Below are 16,427 nucleotides of genomic sequence, written 5' to 3'. Positions count from 1 at the left end.
AACCTTCCGTTAGAGCGTCCTGAACACCAGTAACAACAGGCAAGCAAAGACCGGTACGGCAGCCGTCAGGCTGTCAATTCGGTCCAGAATGCCGCCATGGCCTGGAATCAAGTGGCCGCTATCCTTAATTCCTGCTTCGCGCTTAAACATACTCTCGGTGAGGTCGCCCAGTACAGAAGCCAGAGCCGCCACTACAGAGCAAATCAGCAAGATAACAGGCGCAACATTCAGATTCGCCCACATACCGTAACCCCATGAGATCACGGCAGCCGTAGCAAGCCCGCCGATAAACCCTTGCCAGGTTTTACCCGGGGAAACCTTCGGCGCCAGCTTATGTTTGCCAAATAATTTACCAAACATATACGCGCCAGAGTCCGCTCCCCAGACCAGGATCATGACATAGAGTAGCCATATTGCGCCACTGTAATGATTCTCGTCATAGTGCCAGGCGCGCAGCGCCAGCATGCCCCAGAAAAATGGCACAATAGTTAACAAACCGAAAATGAGACGCAATGTTTTTGAGTTGCGCCAGATTGCCGCCGAACCGGGATAAAATAGCACCAGCAGTAGCGCGACAACCCACCATCCTAACGATGCCCAAAGCGACATCTCAACCAGCGGTTGACGAATGTTGTGATGATACTCAGGCAACAAAAATAGCATCAGCGCCAATAACAGACCACACAGCACCGCCAGCCAAACCCGCTGTGAACGCGCGGCGAAACCGCTTAACTGTCCCCATTCCCACGCGGCCAGCATACAGACAACCAGCGTAATAATGGCGAACCCCACCGGCGGCAATAAAAAAAGCGCAGCGATGACCGCGGGTATTAACACAAAAGCAGAAATCAGGCGATACTTCAGCAAAAGCAACCCCCATCAGGCTTTGTCATCACCAGGCTCGGTACCGCCGAAACGACGCTCTCGATTAGCAAAGGCATGCAGCGCACCTTCAAAGTCTTGTTCATCGAAATCGGGCCAAAGAACATCCGTAAAGTAAAGTTCGGCATAGGCAATTTGCCAAAGCAAAAAGTTACTAATGCGATGCTCTCCCCCAGTCCTAATTACTAAATCCACAGGCGCCAGCTCATGCATACAGATTTGCTGGCCTAGTCTCTCTTCATCAATCTGATCGGGGCGCAGCACTCCAGCCTGCACCTGTTCCGCCAGTTGTCGGACTCCCTGGACAATATCCCAACGTCCGCCGTAATTCGCAGCGATATTCAGCGTTAGACCCGTATTATGGGCGGTAAGCGCTTCTGATTTGCGAATACGTTCTTGTAAACGTGAGTTGAATCGACTGATATCGCCGATAATACGCAGGCGAACGTTATGGCGGTGCAGGCTTTTGACTTCGCTATCCAGCGCCCACACAAACAGCTCCATTAACGCGCTCACTTCCTGCGCCGGTCGGTTCCAGTTTTCACTACTAAAGGCATACAGCGTTAACGCATCAATACCGTTATTGGCAGCAAAAGAGACCGCTCGCCGGACGGACTTCGCTCCGGCTTTATGCCCAAAGGCCCGGATCTTCCCTTGCTTTTTCGCCCAGCGACCATTGCCATCCATAATTATTGCAACATGACGGCAGCCATGCGCTGGCAAATTTTCGCTTACTGGTTGAGTTGCAGACAACATAACGCGTTTTTTGTCCCTGAAAGGATTTAGCGGTACTCAGGAATACTGAAGCCTTTATACACATTCTCTTCGGTTCGCTTCGCGGATGACTGCGCGTCATCGCCCCTGTCGTGCGCTGTCTGCGCACGCCGGGAACGTATTCGCCTGCCGTCCCGATGCGTCCTGAATGATTTTGTGTATCCACAAAAAAGCCGTGTAAAACCACGGCTAACCTGACCGAAAAAAGCCAAAAACCTGCGATCAGGTGGCGCAGACTATATCACCGAAGCCCAACGCTAACAAATAGCACGATCTTCTGTCGCGGGATAATCGTCAGCGTGAGAGCCGTATCACTTGTTTTCTGGCTACTTCACGCGCGATGGCGTCAACCTGCAATACGTCCTCAACGCTTGCCGGTTCCTGTAAATCCATCCTCTCCAGCACCGCTAAATTGAGCCCGGCGATATCGGTAAAACGAATCTGTTGCGCCAGAAACGCGGCAACGGTGATTTCGTTTGCCGCATTGAGCGCCGTCGTTGCCGCCTGACCTTGCTCAAACGCCTCCATCGCCAGCTTCAGGCACGGATAACGCTGATAATCTGGCGCGCTAAACGTCAGCGCGCTGAGTTTGCAAAAATCAAGCGGCTGCGCGCCGGACGTGACGCGATTCGGCCATGCCATCGTATGCGCAATAGGCGTACGCATGTCAGGTTCTCCAAGCTGCGCCAGGACGCTGCCGTCCTGATAACGCACCATCGAATGAATGACCGATTGCGGATGGATCAACACTTCCATCTGACGTGCGCTGGCATTAAATAACCAACGCGCTTCAATGTATTCCAGACCTTTATTCATCATGGTGGCGGAGTCGACGGAGACTTTTCGCCCCATCGACCAGTTCGGATGACGACATGCCTGATCCGGCGTCATCGCTGCCAGATCGCACATTGGCGTTTCACGAAACGGGCCACCAGACCCGGTAAGCAAAATCGACGTTACGCCATTTTGCTCAAGGTCAGCGTATCCCAGATTATGCTGAATAGATTGCGGCAAACTCTGAAAAATCGCGTTATGTTCGCTATCGACGGGTAAAAGCCGGGCGTTGCTGCGTTTTACTTCGTCCATAAACAGCCGCCCGCAGGTCACCAGCGATTCTTTATTCGCCAGCAGAATCGTCTTCCCTGCGCGAATCGCCGCCAGGGTCGGCAGTAAACCAGCCGCGCCCACAATGGCCGCCATCACATGCCCGACCTCATCAAGCGCCGCCATCTCACAGGCAGCCTGCTGACCGCTCAGAACCTCGGTGCGGCTGCCATGCTGCTGAAGCATTATTTTGAGCTGTTCTGCGCTCGACGTATCGTCCATCACGGCATAACGCGGCGAGAACTCCAGGCACTGCTCCGCCATGCGGGCGACATTTTTACCCGCCACCAGCGCGATAACGCGGAAGCTATCAGGATTATGGCGCACCACGTCCAGTGTGCTGCAACCAATAGAGCCGGTCGAGCCCAGAATGGTTAATTGCTTCATGAAACGTCCAGAAGTGTTGAAACGGAATAAAAAGCAAAACGCCGCACAGGAGACCTGATAATGTCTTCTGCGCGGCGCTTTGTACACCACTCATCCGCCAGGTTTAGCGGTGGAATGAGTTTATATCTGCGTACAGATCAATCAGAACTGCATCAGTTCTGCTTCTTTATCTGCCAACGCCGCATCAACTTTCTTAATTGCCGCGTCGGTCATTTTCTGTACTTCTTCCTGAGAGCGACGATCGTCATCTTCACTGATCGCTTTATCTTTCAGCAGAGCTTTTACTTTATCGTTCGCATCACGGCGGACGTTACGAACGGCGACACGCGCCTGCTCCGCTTCGCCACGGACAATTTTCGTCAGATCTTTACGACGTTCTTCGGTCAGCGGCGGCAGCGGAACGCGAATATCGGTGCCCGCAGAGCTTGGATTCAAACCGAGGTCTGACGCCATGATCGCTTTTTCAACGGCTGGCCCCATAGAACGGTCAAACACGTTAATTTTTAAGGTACGGGAGTCTTCTACCGTTACGCTTGCCAACTGGCGCAGCGGGGTCGGAGTGCCATAGTATTCTACGACAATACCATCCAGCAGGCTGGGAGAAGCACGACCCGTGCGCACTTTGCTGATTTGGGTTTTGAACGCTTCAACGCATTTTTCCATGCGTACTTCAGCATCTTTTCTGATATCGCTAATCACGTTACGAATCCTTGAAAACTAGTCTCAGTCAGACCAGACGGTCACACAATATAAAGATGTGCTAAGTATAGTCTCGTTTAATTTCTGCCAGGTAATAAGACCCGTCAATAGAACAGAATCTTACCCGTATTTGGCGCTCACGGGAATTATTCCGTGATTAACGTCCCTTCTTTTTCGCCCATCACCACACGACGCAGCGCGCCCGGTTTGTTCATGTTGAAAACACGAATCGGCAGTTTGTGGTCACGAGCCAGCGTGAACGCCGCCAGATCCATCACTTTCAGCTCTTTATCCAGCACTTCGCTGTAGGTCAGCTGATCGTACATGGTCGCGGAAGGATCTTTTGCCGGATCGGCAGTGAATACACCATCCACTTTGGTCGCTTTCAGTACGACATCCGCTTCAATTTCGATCCCGCGCAGACAGGCCGCAGAGTCGGTAGTGAAGAACGGGTTACCCGTACCTGCAGACAGAATCACAACACGGTTATTACGCAGCAGGCTAATAGCCTCGGCCCAACTGTAGTTGTCGCACACGCCGTTTAAAGGAATTGCCGACATCAGGCGGGCGTTCACATAGGCGCGGTGAAGCGCATCACGCATTGCCAGGCCGTTCATGACGGTGGCCAACATGCCCATGTGGTCGCCCACAACGCGGTTCATCCCCGCGTTTGCCAGACCCGCGCCACGGAACAGGTTACCACCGCCAATCACCACACCAACCTGAATACCCAGTTCAACCAGTTCTTTGATCTCCTGAGCCATACGATCCAGTATGCTTGCATCAATACCGAAGCCTTCCGTACCCTGCAGAGCTTCGCCGCTTAATTTAAGCAGAATGCGTTTATAGACGGGTTTTGCATTGGTAGCCATGTTTCTTTCCTGAGACTGTCAACGATTGATATGAGTTAATTCCGGCGACATTGTACGTCGCATTTCAGCGCAGACGCCAGGCGTCGGCTGATTTTACAAGAGAGGCGCAAAAAGAAGCCGCCCTCAGGCGGCTCCTCAGGAAAATCAGGACTGCTTAGACATCGCAGCAACTTCTGCTGCAAAGTCAGTCTCGACTTTCTCAATGCCTTCGCCCACTTCAAAGCGGATGAAGCCAGTCACGTCAGCGTTGTGCTCTTTCAGCAGTTGGCCAACAGATTTGCTCGGTTCCATGACGAAAGGCTGACCAGTCAGAGAAACTTCGCCGGTGAATTTCTTCATGCGGCCTTCAACCATTTTCTCTGCGATTTCTTTCGGCTTACCGGACTGCATCGCGATGTCCAGCTGTACCTGGTACTCTTTCTCTACCACGTCAGCAGACACGTCTTCCGGCTTAACGAATTCCGGCTTGCTTGCCGCAACGTGCATCGCCAGCTGTTTAACCAGCTCTTCGTCAGCGCCTTTAGCGGCAACCAGAACGCCGATGCGCGCACCGTGCTGGTAAGAACCCAGAACGTCGCCTTCCAGGGAAGCGACGCGACGAATGTTGATGTTCTCGCCAATTTTCGCTACCAGAGCAACGCGCTCTTCTTCGAACTGTGCTTTCAGAACTTCTACGTCAGTGATTTTGCCAGCAACAGCGGCATCCAGCACTTTGTCAGCAAATGCCTGGAAGCCAGCATCTTTAGCCACGAAGTCAGTCTGGCAGTTAACTTCCAGAATGAAAGCGACGTTGCCGTCGATTTTGGTTTTGATTACGCCGTCAGCAGCCACGTTGCCTGCTTTTTTCGCCGCTTTGATAGCGCCGGACTTACGCATGTTTTCGATTGCCAGCTCAATGTCGCCATTCGCTTCAGTCAGCGCTTTTTTGCAATCCATCATGCCTGCGCCGGTACGCTCACGCAGCTCTTTTACCAGGGATGCGGTAATTTCAGCCATTCTAAAATCCTCGAAAGATTTGATCTGCCCGGCATCAAACCGCACAGATATAAAAGTGAAAAAGGGGGCCATATACAGGCCCCCTAACCAAACGTGATACTACCTGGTCTATAAGGGCTCTCCCCTTCATATTTCGATCCGCAGGCGCGTTGCCTTCACTCGCTCATCCCGGTCACTTACTGATGTAAGCTCCCGGGAATTCTCGAGCTTGCCGCCTTCCTGCAACTCGAACTATTTTAGGGAGTTATCAAGCCTTATTACTCGGCTTCTACGAAGCTTTCTTCCGCCTGGGAAGCCAGATCCTGAGAACGGCCTTCACGAACGGTTGCAGCGACAGCGCCCAGGTACAGGCTAACAGCACGGATTGCGTCATCGTTACCCGGGATAACGAAGTCAACGCCGTCCGGATCAGAGTTGGTATCAACGATAGCAAATACCGGGATACCCAGGTTGTTCGCTTCTTTGATAGCAATGTGCTCGTGGTCAGCATCGATAACGAACAGAGCGTCCGGCAGACCGCCCATGTCTTTGATACCGCCCAGGCTGTTTTCCAGTTTCTCAAGCTCACGAGTACGCATCAGCGCTTCTTTCTTGGTCAGCTTTTCGAAAGTACCGTCCTGAGACTGAGTTTCCAGGTCTTTCAGACGTTTGATGGACTGACGAACTGTTTTCCAGTTAGTCAGCATACCGCCCAGCCAGCGATGGTTCACGAAGAACTGGTCGCAGCTGTTAGCAGCTTCTCTCACCGCTTCGCTTGCAGCGCGTTTAGTACCAACGAAAAGGATTTTACCTTTACGAGCAGAGATCTTGTTCAGTTCAGCCAGAGCTTCGTTGAACATCGGTACAGTTTTCTCAAGGTTGATGATGTGAACTTTGTTACGCGCGCCGAAGATGAAAGGCTTCATTTTCGGGTTCCAGTAACGGGTCTGGTGACCAAAGTGAACACCAGCCTTGAGCATGTCGCGCATGGAAACAGTTGCCATGATTTAAAACCTCTATAGATTAAGTTGGGGTTATGCCTCCACGTATCCCATATTACCGACCCCAAAGGGCACCCCGGAATATGTGCCGATACGTGTGTGTTGTTACACAAAGTGAGATTTGTCGCTCCCGTCCATCGTGTGTAGTCTTCGAATGGATCGGAAGTCCGGCGCGCTTTATACCACAAATACGCCACCGACACCAATAATTGTTGGCACTCAGTGCTGAATTGAACGATGAATTTCGTGTTACAGGCAGGCGGCAAATTTTTGCATCCCCGAGAGCTTACGGCCAGTCAGTGACTGGGGTGAAAAAATGTCGCCAACGCACCTGTGGCACGAAAGGCGAAGTTCAGAATGATTCTCAATTTGGCAGGGCACACCCCTGACTGATACCATTGTCAGCACTTACACAATTATTGCCGAAATCATCGGCACTGATGGACAGAATTCATGGCTATCTCTATCAAGACATCTGAAGACATCGAAAAAATGCGCGTCGCGGGCCGTCTGGCAGCCGAAGTGCTGGAAATGATCGAACCGTATATCAAACCGGGCGTCACCACCGGCGAACTGGACCGTATCTGTAACGATTACATCGTTAACGAACAACACGCGATCTCCGCCTGCCTCGGCTACCACGGCTATCCGAAATCCGTCTGTATCTCTATTAATGAAGTGGTGTGCCACGGCATTCCGGATGACGCTAAACATCTGAAAGATGGTGATATCGTCAACATCGACGTGACCGTGATTAAAGATGAATTCCACGGCGATACCTCGAAGATGTTTATCGTCGGCAAACCGACCATTCTGGGCGAGCGTCTGTGCCGCGTCACGCAAGAGAGCCTGTATCTGGGCATCAAAATGGTGAAACCGGGCATCCGCCTGCGCACCATTGGCGCCGCCATCCAGAAATATGCCGAAGGCGAAGGTTTCTCCGTGGTACGTGAATACTGCGGACACGGTATTGGTCGCGGCTTCCATGAAGAACCGCAGGTGCTGCATTATGATGCAGACGATGGCGGCGTCGTGTTGCAGCCTGGCATGACCTTTACCATTGAACCGATGCTGAACGCCGGGGATTACCGTATCCGCACCATGAAAGACGGCTGGACGGTAAAAACCAAAGACCGCAGCTTGTCTGCTCAGTACGAGCATACTATTGTGGTAACGGAAAACGGCTGTGAAATTCTGACGCTGCGTAAAGATGACACCATCCCGGCGATCATCACACACGACGAATAATGTTTTGCCTGATGGCGATGCCTTCGCATCTTATCAGGCCTACAAATTGTACTACTTCGTAGGCCGGATAAGGCGTTCACGCCACCATCCGGCTTTTTAATGGGTGGCGCATATGAATACTCATCCTGAACAGCACGCGAATACCGCACTCCCCACCCTCCCTGACCAGCCGCAAAACCCTGGCGTCTGGCCACGCGCTGAACTGACCGTCGCCGGTATCAAAGCCCGCATCGACATCTTTCAACACTGGCTGGGAGAGGCATTTGACAGCGGCATTTGTGCTGAACAGCTTATTGAAGCCCGAACCGAATTTATCGACCAGTTGTTGCAACGCCTGTGGATTGAGGCCGGTTTCGGTCAGATTGCCGATCTGGCGCTGGTCGCTGTCGGCGGCTATGGACGCGGCGAACTGCATCCGCTTTCCGATATTGATCTGCTCATTTTAAGCCGCAAAAAGCTGCCTGATGAACAGGCGCAAAAGGTCGGCGAGCTGCTGACTTTACTTTGGGACGTCAAGCTGGATGTCGGGCATAGCGTACGTACGCTGGAAGAGTGTCTGCTGGAAGGTCTGTCTGATTTAACCGTTGCGACAAACCTCATCGAAACGCGCCTGCTGATCGGTGATGTCGCTCTGTTTCTGGCACTGCAAAAACATATTTTCAGCGAAGGTTTTTGGCCGTCCGACAAATTTTACGCCGCCAAAGTAGAAGAGCAGAACCAGCGCCACCAGCGCTATCACGGTACCAGCTATAATCTGGAGCCGGATATTAAAAGCAGCCCCGGCGGCCTGCGCGATATCCATACGTTACAGTGGGTCGCCCGACGTCACTTCGGCGCTACCTCGCTCGATGAGATGGTGGGATTCGGCTTTTTAACCCCGGCTGAGCGCGCGGAGCTCAACGAATGCCTGCATATCCTGTGGCGCATTCGCTTTGCGCTACATCTGGTGGTCAGCCGCTACGATAACCGCCTGCTGTTCGACCGCCAGTTAAGCGTCGCTCAACGCCTTAACTACAGCGGCGAGGGCAATGATCCGGTTGAGCGGATGATGAAAGACTACTTCCGGGTTACGCGCCGGGTGAGCGAACTTAATCAGATGCTGCTTCAGCTATTTGACGAGGCGATTCTGGCGCTACCTGCGGATGAAAAACCACGTCCTGTTGACGATGAGTTTCAACTGCGCGGCACGCTTATTGATCTGCGTGACGACACGCTGTTTATCCGCGAACCGCAAGCGATCCTGCGCATGTTTTATATGATGGTGCGCAATAGCGCGATCACCGGCATCTACTCTACGACGTTACGCCATTTGCGCCACGCCCGCCGCCACCTGAGCCAACCGCTGTGTTACATCCCGGAGGCGCGCACTCTGTTTCTTAGTATGCTGCGCCATCCCGGCGCGGTCAGCCGCGGCCTGCTGCCCATGCATCGCCACAGCGTACTGTGGGCTTATATGCCGCAGTGGTCACACATCGTCGGACAAATGCAGTTTGACCTGTTCCACGCATACACGGTGGATGAACACACCATCCGCGTAATGCTCAAACTGGAGAGCTTTGCGAAAGAAGAGACGCGCCAGCGCCATCCGCTATGCGTCGATCTCTGGCCGCGGCTTCCCCATCCGGAACTGATCCTGATCGCCGCGCTGTTCCACGATATTGCGAAAGGACGCGGCGGCGACCATTCGGTACTGGGCGCGCAGGATGTACTCACCTTCGCCGAACTGCACGGTTTGAACTCACGCGAAACGCAACTGGTCGCCTGGCTGGTGCGCCAACACCTGCTAATGTCAGTCACCGCCCAGCGCCGCGACATCCAGGATCCGGAAGTCATCAAGCAGTTTGCCGAAGAGGTGCAAACCGAAACACGGCTGCGTTTTCTGGTCTGCCTGACCGTCGCGGACATCTGCGCGACCAACGAAACCTTGTGGAATAGCTGGAAACAGAGCCTGCTGCGCGAGCTGTACTTCGCCACTGAAAAACAGCTCAGGCGTGGAATGCAAAATACGCCGGATATGCGTGAGCGCGTGCGTCACCATCAGCTTCAGGCGCTGGCGCTGCTGCGAATGGACAATATTGATGAAGCCGCGCTGCACAAAATCTGGACCCGCTGTCGCGCTAACTATTTTGTTCGTCATAGTCCAAATCAGCTCGCCTGGCACGCACGCCATTTATTGCAGCACGATCTGCGCCAACCGTTAGTGTTGCTCAGTCCGCAGGCCACGCGCGGTGGAACCGAAATTTTTATCTGGAGTCCGGACAGACCCTATCTGTTTGCCGCCGTCTGCGCCGAGCTGGACAGGCGTAATTTAAGCGTCCATGACGCGCAGATCTTTACCACTCGCGACGGCATGGCAATGGATACGTTTATTGTTCTGGAACCAGACGGCAGCCCGCTGGCGGCGGATCGCCATGACGTTATTCGCACCGGTCTTGAACAAACCATTACGCAGCGTAGCTGGCAGCCGCCGCAGCCGCGTCGGCAACCGGCAAAGTTACGGCACTTTACGGTCGAAACGGAAGTCAATTTTTTGCCCACCCATACCGACAGAAAATCATTCATGGAATTGATCGCGCTCGATCAGCCTGGTCTGCTGGCCAGGGTCGGACAAATTTTTGCCGATCTGGGAATTTCGCTTCATGGCGCCCGAATTACAACCATTGGTGAACGAGTAGAAGATTTATTCATAATCGCCACAGCGGATCGGCGCGCACTTAATAATGTGCTGCAACTTGAGGTGCAACAACGGTTGACAGCGGCCTTCAATCCAAACGATAAAGGGTAGTGTGTTTATTTATATGAAAGAGTTTAACAATGCAGCAGTTACAGAACGTTATTGAGACCGCTTTTGAGCGCCGCGCCGATATTACGCCGGCTAATGTAGATACCGTGACCCGAGAGGCGGTAAAACAGGTCATTTCTCTACTTGATTCCGGCGCGCTGCGTGTCGCAGAAAAAATCGACGGTCAGTGGGTCACTCACCAGTGGTTGAAGAAAGCGGTTCTGCTCTCTTTCCGTATTAACGATAACCAGGTTATCGACGGTGCGGAAAGCCGCTACTTCGATAAAGTCCCGATGAAATTCGCTGATTACGACGAAGCGCGTTTTCAGAAAGAAGGCTTCCGCGTCGTTCCGCCTGCGGCCGTTCGTCAGGGCGCATTTATCGCCCGCAACACCGTGCTGATGCCGTCTTACGTTAACATCGGCGCCTACGTTGACGAAGGCACCATGGTTGACACCTGGGCGACGGTGGGTTCCTGCGCGCAGATTGGTAAAAATGTTCACCTTTCCGGCGGCGTGGGTATCGGCGGCGTACTGGAGCCGCTGCAGGCTAACCCAACCATCATTGAAGACAACTGCTTTATTGGCGCGCGTTCTGAGGTCGTGGAAGGCGTCATTGTCGAAGAAGGTTCCGTCATTTCCATGGGCGTATACCTCGGCCAGAGCACCAAAATCTACGATCGCGAAACCGGTGAAGTTCACTATGGCCGCGTACCGGCGGGCTCCGTGGTCGTTTCCGGCAACCTGCCGTCAAAAGACGGTAAGTACAGTTTGTACTGCGCGGTGATCGTGAAAAAAGTCGACGCCAAAACGCGTGGTAAAGTGGGCATTAACGAATTATTGCGCACTATTGATTAAGCGAGTGAAAAGCGGGGGCGACAGCCCCCCTTTGCATTACGGCGAATGCGGTAACACGGTTTCCGGCGCAATCTTTGCCGCAAACGCCGAAGCCAGCGCAGTCAAAACGACATAACCGGCAACCAAAGTCCAACTGTTATCATAGACTGCGCTTAACGCTTTAGCGATAAACGGCGTGAATCCCCCTGCCACAACCGCCCCCAACTGAGCGCCAATTGATGAACCGCTGTAGCGTACAGGCGGATGAAACAGTCCGGCGAAAAAAGAAGGTTGCACGGCATTCAGTGAATTATGACCAATGTTAATAAGCAGAACGTAGCCCATTGTCATCAGTATGAGCGAACGGCTTTCCAGCAGCCAGAAAAAGGGAAAAGCCATTGCCGCGACAAAAAGCGCGCCGAAAATATACACCTGACGGCAGCCACGCCGATCCGACATGATGCCAAATAGCACGTGCATGGGATACGCCAGCAGACAGGTGAACATTACAATGTACAGAATAGTCAGGCTGGCAATCCCAAGCTGCGTCGTCGCCCAGGAAACCGCGAAGACGGTGGCAAGAAAAAAGGGAACGCTTTCCGCAAAACGCAGAATTATAATCAGCAAAATGCTGCGCCATTGTTCTCGTACTACTTTGACCACCGGCCTTTCTTCTCTTTGCTGCCTATGATTAATGGCCTGCTGCTTTTTAAACGCACGGAAGACAGGCGTCTCATCCAGACGATGACGCATATATAATCCAGGCAACACCAAAAGCGCACTGAGCAGAAAAGGAATACGCCATCCCCACGATAACAACGCCTCCTTCGGTAATTGGGTCACGACTATAAATACGCCTGTCGCCAATAATTGTCCCGTGAGTCCTCCTGTTTGCGATAGCGCGCTTAACCGCCCCCGGTGCTTTCCAGCAGCATATTCCACGACCATCAACATGGCGCCTCCCCATTCGCCTCCAACCATAAATCCCTGTAGAAAACGCAGAATAACCAGTAAAGCAGGCGCCAGCGCGCCGATACTGGCGTAAGAAGGCAGGCAACCGATGAGAAACGTGACCGCGCCCATCCCGCCTAACGTGATTAATAACGTGTTTTTACGCCCAAGCGTATCCCCCCTGTTGCCAAAAAATAGCGCGCCCAGCGGTCGGGAAATAAATCCCACGCCGAAACTGGCAAAAGAAGATAACGTTGCAGTCAATGGGCTGGCGCCAGGGAAAAAAAGCGGGCCAAATACCAGCGCGCTTGCCAGGCCATATAATAGAAAATCATAATATTCAATGGAGTTTCCTATCCAAGCGGAAATCACCACCCGGCGAATAGTGGCATTATACGTTCCGGACATAGATTCCGCCTCTCAAGGTTATCGACCACTGCCTCCGGTCAATTTCCCACACTGACCTCAAACGCTTTCTCTATAAACGGAATATCGCGTTGAATTACTTAAGCTATCAATAACCGCCGCCCTTTTGCTCATGACGTTGCCGAGACGTCTTCTGCGATCAACTACGCTTTTTTTGTATACATTGGTGGCGAAAAACCAATTTTTCGTTAATTATTCAAAAGTTATAGTGTGATGAAGGATACCGCTATGTATGACAATCTAAAAAGTCTGGGCATTACCAATCCTGAGGAAATCGATCGTTACAGCCTGCGGCAAGAAGCCAATAACGATATCCTGAAAATCTATTTTCACAAGGATAGAGGTGAATTCTTTGCTAAAAGCGTGAAGTTTAAGTATCCACGCCAGCGTAAAACGGTGGTGGCCGATGGCATCGGTCAGGGTTATAAAGAAGTACAGGAGATTAGCCCTAACCTACGCTATGTGATTGACGAGCTGGACCAAATCTGCCAGCGCGACCGCTCAGAACTCGATCTCAAACGTAAGATCCTTGACGACTTGCGCCACCTGGAAAGCGTCGTCGCGAATAAGATCAGTGAAATCGAAGCCGATCTGGACAAGCTTACCCGCAAGTAAGCTGTGTGTTGCCGGATGGCGACGTGTTACGCCTTATCCGGCCTACAGATATATCCCGGTAGGCCTGATAAGCGTAGCGCCGCCGGGCTTAACGCTGTTCATCCAATTGTAGCACCACATACAGCAACAGCCGATCGTCAAAATTTCCCAAATCCAGCCCGGTCAGTTCCGAAATACGATTTAGCCGATATTCCAGCGTGTTACGATGAATAAACAGCGCCTTAGAGGTCGCCAGCGGCTGGACATTATGGCGAAACCACGCCGTCAGCGTCCGACGTAATAACCCGTTGTTATCCATCGCTTTGAGTTTTACCAGCGGGCGCGCCAGCTCATTGGCCTGCCAGCCGCCACGCAGGCTATCTAACAGAACCGGCAGCATCAAATCCTGATAAAAATAGCTGCGGCTTTCTGGCATCCGCTGTTTGCCGACCATCATCGTAGTGCGCGCCGTGCGGTATGAACGTGCAATACTGCCCGGCCCGGTAAAGTAATTGCCCAGCGCCACGCGAAAACGTAGCTGACCATTATCTTTCATTCGCGAGATAAGCTGCTCTACGCGCTTACGATGATCTTCAGCATCCCAGCGACCAAACGAGTTTAAGGCGGGTTTGAGCACCACCATCTCGGTGAGAGAAACAATGGCTATCAGGTTGTTACGCTCCGGCGTGGTAAGCGCATTCTGCAACTGCTGAAGTTCCGCCATTGCGCTATCGACGCCAAGCTGGCCGCTGTCGACTTCCACCACCGCCGCCACACGCGGCTGGTTCAAATCGATCCCCAAACGCTGCGCCCATTCCACCAGCGCCGGCGTATTTTCTTCGGCCTGAATCAGGTTCATCACCAGCTCTTCGCGCAAACGGCTATCCTGCGCCAAAAGGTGCATTAACCGCGACTGCTCCAGCATCATTTCGGCAGTCATACACACCAGTTCGCCATATTTACGCAGATGCTCTGGTTCGCCGGTGAGGCCGATCACGCCGACAATTTCGCCCTCAAGACGTAAGGGAAGATTAATCCCCTGACGCACCCCGTGCAGGTGTCGCGCCACGGCGTTGTCAATATCCACAACCCGGCCCTGCGACAGCACTAACAGCGCGCCTTCATGCAATTCACCAATACGTTCCCGATCGCCGCTGCCGATAATACGCCCGCGGGCATCCATTACGTTGATATTGGTATCGATGATGCGCATAGTGCGCGCCACGATATCCTGCGCCATTTTGGTATCAAGATGCCAGCCAGCCATAAATCCCTCCAGTGAGCAGAGCACAAGCATAAGGAAGATAACAGGTCTCGACATTGTGCAAATGCACAAAACGGTGCAAATAAGTATGGAGTTGTGGGGGGTTTCACAGAAAAGTGTTGCCCCCTTCCATGGCGGAAGGGGGACAAAGGTGATTACTGCATCAGCAAATAAATAGAACTATCACCACGCTGAATATTCAGAGCCAGAACCGACGGCTTGCTGTCGAGAATCTTACGCAGTTCGGCGATATTTTTCACCGGCTGCTGGTTAGCGCCGATAATCACATCACCTTTTTTGAGGCCAATTTGCGCGGCGGGTGAATTCGCTTTCACGCTGCTCACCACAACGCCTTTATCCTGGCCTTTATTGCTCATTTCAGCGCCTTCAATCCCGCTGAAGATGGTGCTGGAATCAACCTGACTCTGGCTGCTCTGCTGCAGTTCCAGATTAACCGTAATCGCTTTACCTTCACGCAGCAGACCGAGGCTGATTTTGCTGCCGACCGGCATAGTGCCGACCTGAGCGCGCAGCGCCGCAAAGCTGCTGATCGGTTTACCGTTCAGCGAGGTAATGACATCCCCGGCTTTGATACCCGCTTTCGCCGCGGACGAATTCGGCATCACCTGGCTGACGAACGCGCCACGCTGGGCATCGACTTTCATCGCTTTCGCCAATTCAGAATTCAGCTCAGTCCCCATGATCCCCAGTTCGCCGCGTTTCACCTGGCCGTATTCCACCATCTGCGACGTCAGGTTTTTCACCATGTTACTGGGGATAGCGAAGCCAATACCGATGTTGCCGCCGTCCGGCGCCAGAATCGCGGTGTTAATACCGATCAGCTCACCGTTCAGGTTCACCAGCGCGCCGCCGGAGTTACCGCGGTTAATCGCGGCGTCGGTCTGAATAAAGTTCTCATAATTTTCTACGTTCAGGCCGCTACGCCCCAGCGCCGAAACGATACCTGACGTCACCGTTTCGCCCAGACCAAACGGGTTACCAATAGCGACGGTATAATCCCCCACGCGCAGCGCGTCGGAGTCCGCCAGCTTAATCGCCGTCAGGTTCTTCGGATTCTGAATTTGAATCAGCGCGATATCAGAACGCGGATCTTTGCCTACCACTTTAGCATCGAATTTACGCCCATCGCTAAGCTGTACTTTAATCACGCTGGCGTTATCAACCACGTGGTTGTTGGTGACGACGTACCCCTTCGCGGCGTCAATAATTACGCCGGAACCCAGCGCCATGAATTTCTGTTGTTGACCGCCGTTGCCGCCGTTACCGCCGCCCTGACAGAAGGGAGAATTCTGGAACGGAGAACCATCCTGGCAGAACGGGGAGTCATCGCCAAAGAACTGCTGGAAATTACGCGGCATACGCGGCGTATTCACCGTGGTGCTACCTTCTACATTAATACTGACCACCGATGGCATCACTTTTTCGAGCATCGGTGCCAGGCTTGGCATCTGCTGGGCAGTCATTGCTGAAGAGGACGTTTCAGCCGCCGTGGCAGACAGAGGCGACAATGTCAAACCTAAACTCAGAGCCAGTGCACTCATTGCTAATGTGGTTTTTTTCATGTGTTTCAATCTCGATTAACAGGTAACGCAAAATTGCTGTGTACGTCAG

Annotated in this window: 14 protein-coding genes; 4 read left to right on the top strand and 10 right to left on the bottom strand. The window is 52.8% G+C overall.

The window, feature by feature from the left end; genetic code table 11:
* Nucleotides 1-9 precede the first annotated feature (9 nt).
* From cdsA to rpsB, 7 genes are all read right to left on the bottom strand, one after another.
* A complete protein-coding gene (gene cdsA / locus ACLJRU_RS10810; RefSeq protein WP_000922422.1) occupies nt 10-867 on the bottom strand; it encodes a phosphatidate cytidylyltransferase in 858 nt (285 codons plus the stop codon).
* Between the two features lie 12 nt (nt 868-879).
* Nucleotides 880-1,638: a (2E,6E)-farnesyl-diphosphate-specific ditrans,polycis-undecaprenyl-diphosphate synthase gene (gene ispU / locus ACLJRU_RS10805; protein ID WP_000947413.1), complete on the bottom strand. Its 759-nt coding sequence runs from the start codon at nt 1,636-1,638 to the stop codon at nt 880-882.
* Between the two features lie 312 nt (nt 1,639-1,950).
* Complete coding sequence (gene ispC, locus ACLJRU_RS10800; RefSeq protein WP_001539054.1) at nt 1,951-3,147, bottom strand: 1-deoxy-D-xylulose-5-phosphate reductoisomerase; 1,197 nt, start codon at nt 3,145-3,147, stop codon at nt 1,951-1,953.
* 141 nt (nt 3,148-3,288) lie between these two features.
* Nucleotides 3,289-3,846 (bottom strand): ribosome recycling factor, encoded by a 558-nt coding sequence (gene frr, locus ACLJRU_RS10795; protein WP_000622423.1) that lies wholly within the window; start codon nt 3,844-3,846, stop codon nt 3,289-3,291.
* A gap of 146 nt (nt 3,847-3,992) precedes the next feature.
* Nucleotides 3,993-4,718: a UMP kinase gene (pyrH, locus tag ACLJRU_RS10790; RefSeq protein ID WP_023234830.1), complete on the bottom strand. Its 726-nt coding sequence runs from the start codon at nt 4,716-4,718 to the stop codon at nt 3,993-3,995.
* 144 nt (nt 4,719-4,862) lie between these two features.
* Nucleotides 4,863-5,714: a translation elongation factor Ts gene (tsf, locus tag ACLJRU_RS10785; RefSeq protein WP_000808106.1), complete on the bottom strand. Its 852-nt coding sequence runs from the start codon at nt 5,712-5,714 to the stop codon at nt 4,863-4,865.
* A gap of 257 nt (nt 5,715-5,971) precedes the next feature.
* Nucleotides 5,972-6,697, bottom strand: coding sequence for a 30S ribosomal protein S2 (gene rpsB / locus ACLJRU_RS10780; protein WP_001539052.1), 726 nt, complete (start codon nt 6,695-6,697; stop codon nt 5,972-5,974).
* Between the two features lie 450 nt (nt 6,698-7,147).
* Here rpsB and map point away from each other — a divergent pair, with 450 nt between their 5' ends.
* The 3 genes from map to dapD all read left to right on the top strand — a co-directional run bounded on the left by map (nt 7,148) and on the right by dapD (nt 11,581).
* On the top strand, nt 7,148-7,942 hold the full coding sequence (map, locus tag ACLJRU_RS10775; RefSeq protein WP_001018214.1) for a type I methionyl aminopeptidase: 795 nt from the start codon (nt 7,148-7,150) through the stop codon (nt 7,940-7,942).
* 112 nt (nt 7,943-8,054) lie between these two features.
* Nucleotides 8,055-10,727 carry a bifunctional uridylyltransferase/uridylyl-removing protein GlnD gene (gene glnD / locus ACLJRU_RS10770; protein WP_001539051.1) on the top strand — a complete coding sequence of 891 codons (2,673 nt, stop codon included), beginning with the start codon at nt 8,055-8,057 and terminating at the stop codon, nt 10,725-10,727.
* A gap of 29 nt (nt 10,728-10,756) precedes the next feature.
* Nucleotides 10,757-11,581, top strand: a complete 825-nt coding sequence (dapD, locus tag ACLJRU_RS10765; protein ID WP_001186670.1) for a 2,3,4,5-tetrahydropyridine-2,6-dicarboxylate N-succinyltransferase — start codon at nt 10,757-10,759, stop codon at nt 11,579-11,581.
* A gap of 36 nt (nt 11,582-11,617) precedes the next feature.
* Here dapD and ACLJRU_RS10760 read toward each other — a convergent pair whose 3' ends face one another.
* Nucleotides 11,618-12,919 carry an MFS transporter gene (locus ACLJRU_RS10760; RefSeq protein ID WP_000017181.1) on the bottom strand — a complete coding sequence of 434 codons (1,302 nt, stop codon included), beginning with the start codon at nt 12,917-12,919 and terminating at the stop codon, nt 11,618-11,620.
* A gap of 246 nt (nt 12,920-13,165) precedes the next feature.
* Between ACLJRU_RS10760 and ACLJRU_RS10755 the strand changes: the two genes are divergently transcribed.
* Nucleotides 13,166-13,552, top strand: coding sequence for a DUF3461 family protein (locus tag ACLJRU_RS10755; RefSeq protein WP_410957181.1), 387 nt, complete (start codon nt 13,166-13,168; stop codon nt 13,550-13,552).
* A gap of 88 nt (nt 13,553-13,640) precedes the next feature.
* Here the strand turns inward: ACLJRU_RS10755 and cdaR are convergent, their stop codons facing one another.
* Nucleotides 13,641-14,798, bottom strand: a complete 1,158-nt coding sequence (gene cdaR / locus ACLJRU_RS10750; protein ID WP_001539050.1) for a DNA-binding transcriptional regulator CdaR — start codon at nt 14,796-14,798, stop codon at nt 13,641-13,643.
* 152 nt (nt 14,799-14,950) lie between these two features.
* The gene (gene degP / locus ACLJRU_RS10745; RefSeq protein WP_000753962.1) at nt 14,951-16,378 is read right to left on the bottom strand and encodes a serine endoprotease DegP; all 1,428 of its coding nucleotides are present in this window, start codon (nt 16,376-16,378) and stop codon (nt 14,951-14,953) included.
* Nucleotides 16,379-16,427 lie beyond the last annotated feature (49 nt).

This window comes from Salmonella sp. SAL00653, assembly GCF_046552515.1.
GTDB classification, from domain to species: domain Bacteria; phylum Pseudomonadota; class Gammaproteobacteria; order Enterobacterales; family Enterobacteriaceae; genus Salmonella; species Salmonella enterica.
Note: the sequence above shows the minus strand (reverse complement) of the source record. Positions and strands in the feature narration are given on the sequence as shown.

What these genes read in the sequence shown, in the direction of transcription:
- ispU (WP_000947413.1), bottom strand. Translation starts at nt 1,638, where the DNA reads ATGTTGTCTGCAACTCAACCAGTAAGCGAAAATTTGCCAGCGCATGGC.
- ispC (WP_001539054.1), bottom strand. Translation starts at nt 3,147, where the DNA reads ATGAAGCAATTAACCATTCTGGGCTCGACCGGCTCTATTGGTTGCAGC.
- pyrH (WP_023234830.1), bottom strand. Translation starts at nt 4,718, where the DNA reads ATGGCTACCAATGCAAAACCCGTCTATAAACGCATTCTGCTTAAATTA.
- tsf (WP_000808106.1), bottom strand. Translation starts at nt 5,714, where the DNA reads ATGGCTGAAATTACCGCATCCCTGGTAAAAGAGCTGCGTGAGCGTACC.
- rpsB (WP_001539052.1), bottom strand. Translation starts at nt 6,697, where the DNA reads ATGGCAACTGTTTCCATGCGCGACATGCTCAAGGCTGGTGTTCACTTT.
- map (WP_001018214.1), top strand. Translation starts at nt 7,148, where the DNA reads ATGGCTATCTCTATCAAGACATCTGAAGACATCGAAAAAATGCGCGTC.
- glnD (WP_001539051.1), top strand. Translation starts at nt 8,055, where the DNA reads ATGAATACTCATCCTGAACAGCACGCGAATACCGCACTCCCCACCCTC.
- dapD (WP_001186670.1), top strand. Translation starts at nt 10,757, where the DNA reads ATGCAGCAGTTACAGAACGTTATTGAGACCGCTTTTGAGCGCCGCGCC.
- ACLJRU_RS10760 (WP_000017181.1), bottom strand. Translation starts at nt 12,919, where the DNA reads ATGTCCGGAACGTATAATGCCACTATTCGCCGGGTGGTGATTTCCGCT.
- ACLJRU_RS10755 (WP_410957181.1), top strand. Translation starts at nt 13,166, where the DNA reads ATGTATGACAATCTAAAAAGTCTGGGCATTACCAATCCTGAGGAAATC.
- cdaR (WP_001539050.1), bottom strand. Translation starts at nt 14,798, where the DNA reads ATGGCTGGCTGGCATCTTGATACCAAAATGGCGCAGGATATCGTGGCG.
- degP (WP_000753962.1), bottom strand. Translation starts at nt 16,378, where the DNA reads ATGAAAAAAACCACATTAGCAATGAGTGCACTGGCTCTGAGTTTAGGT.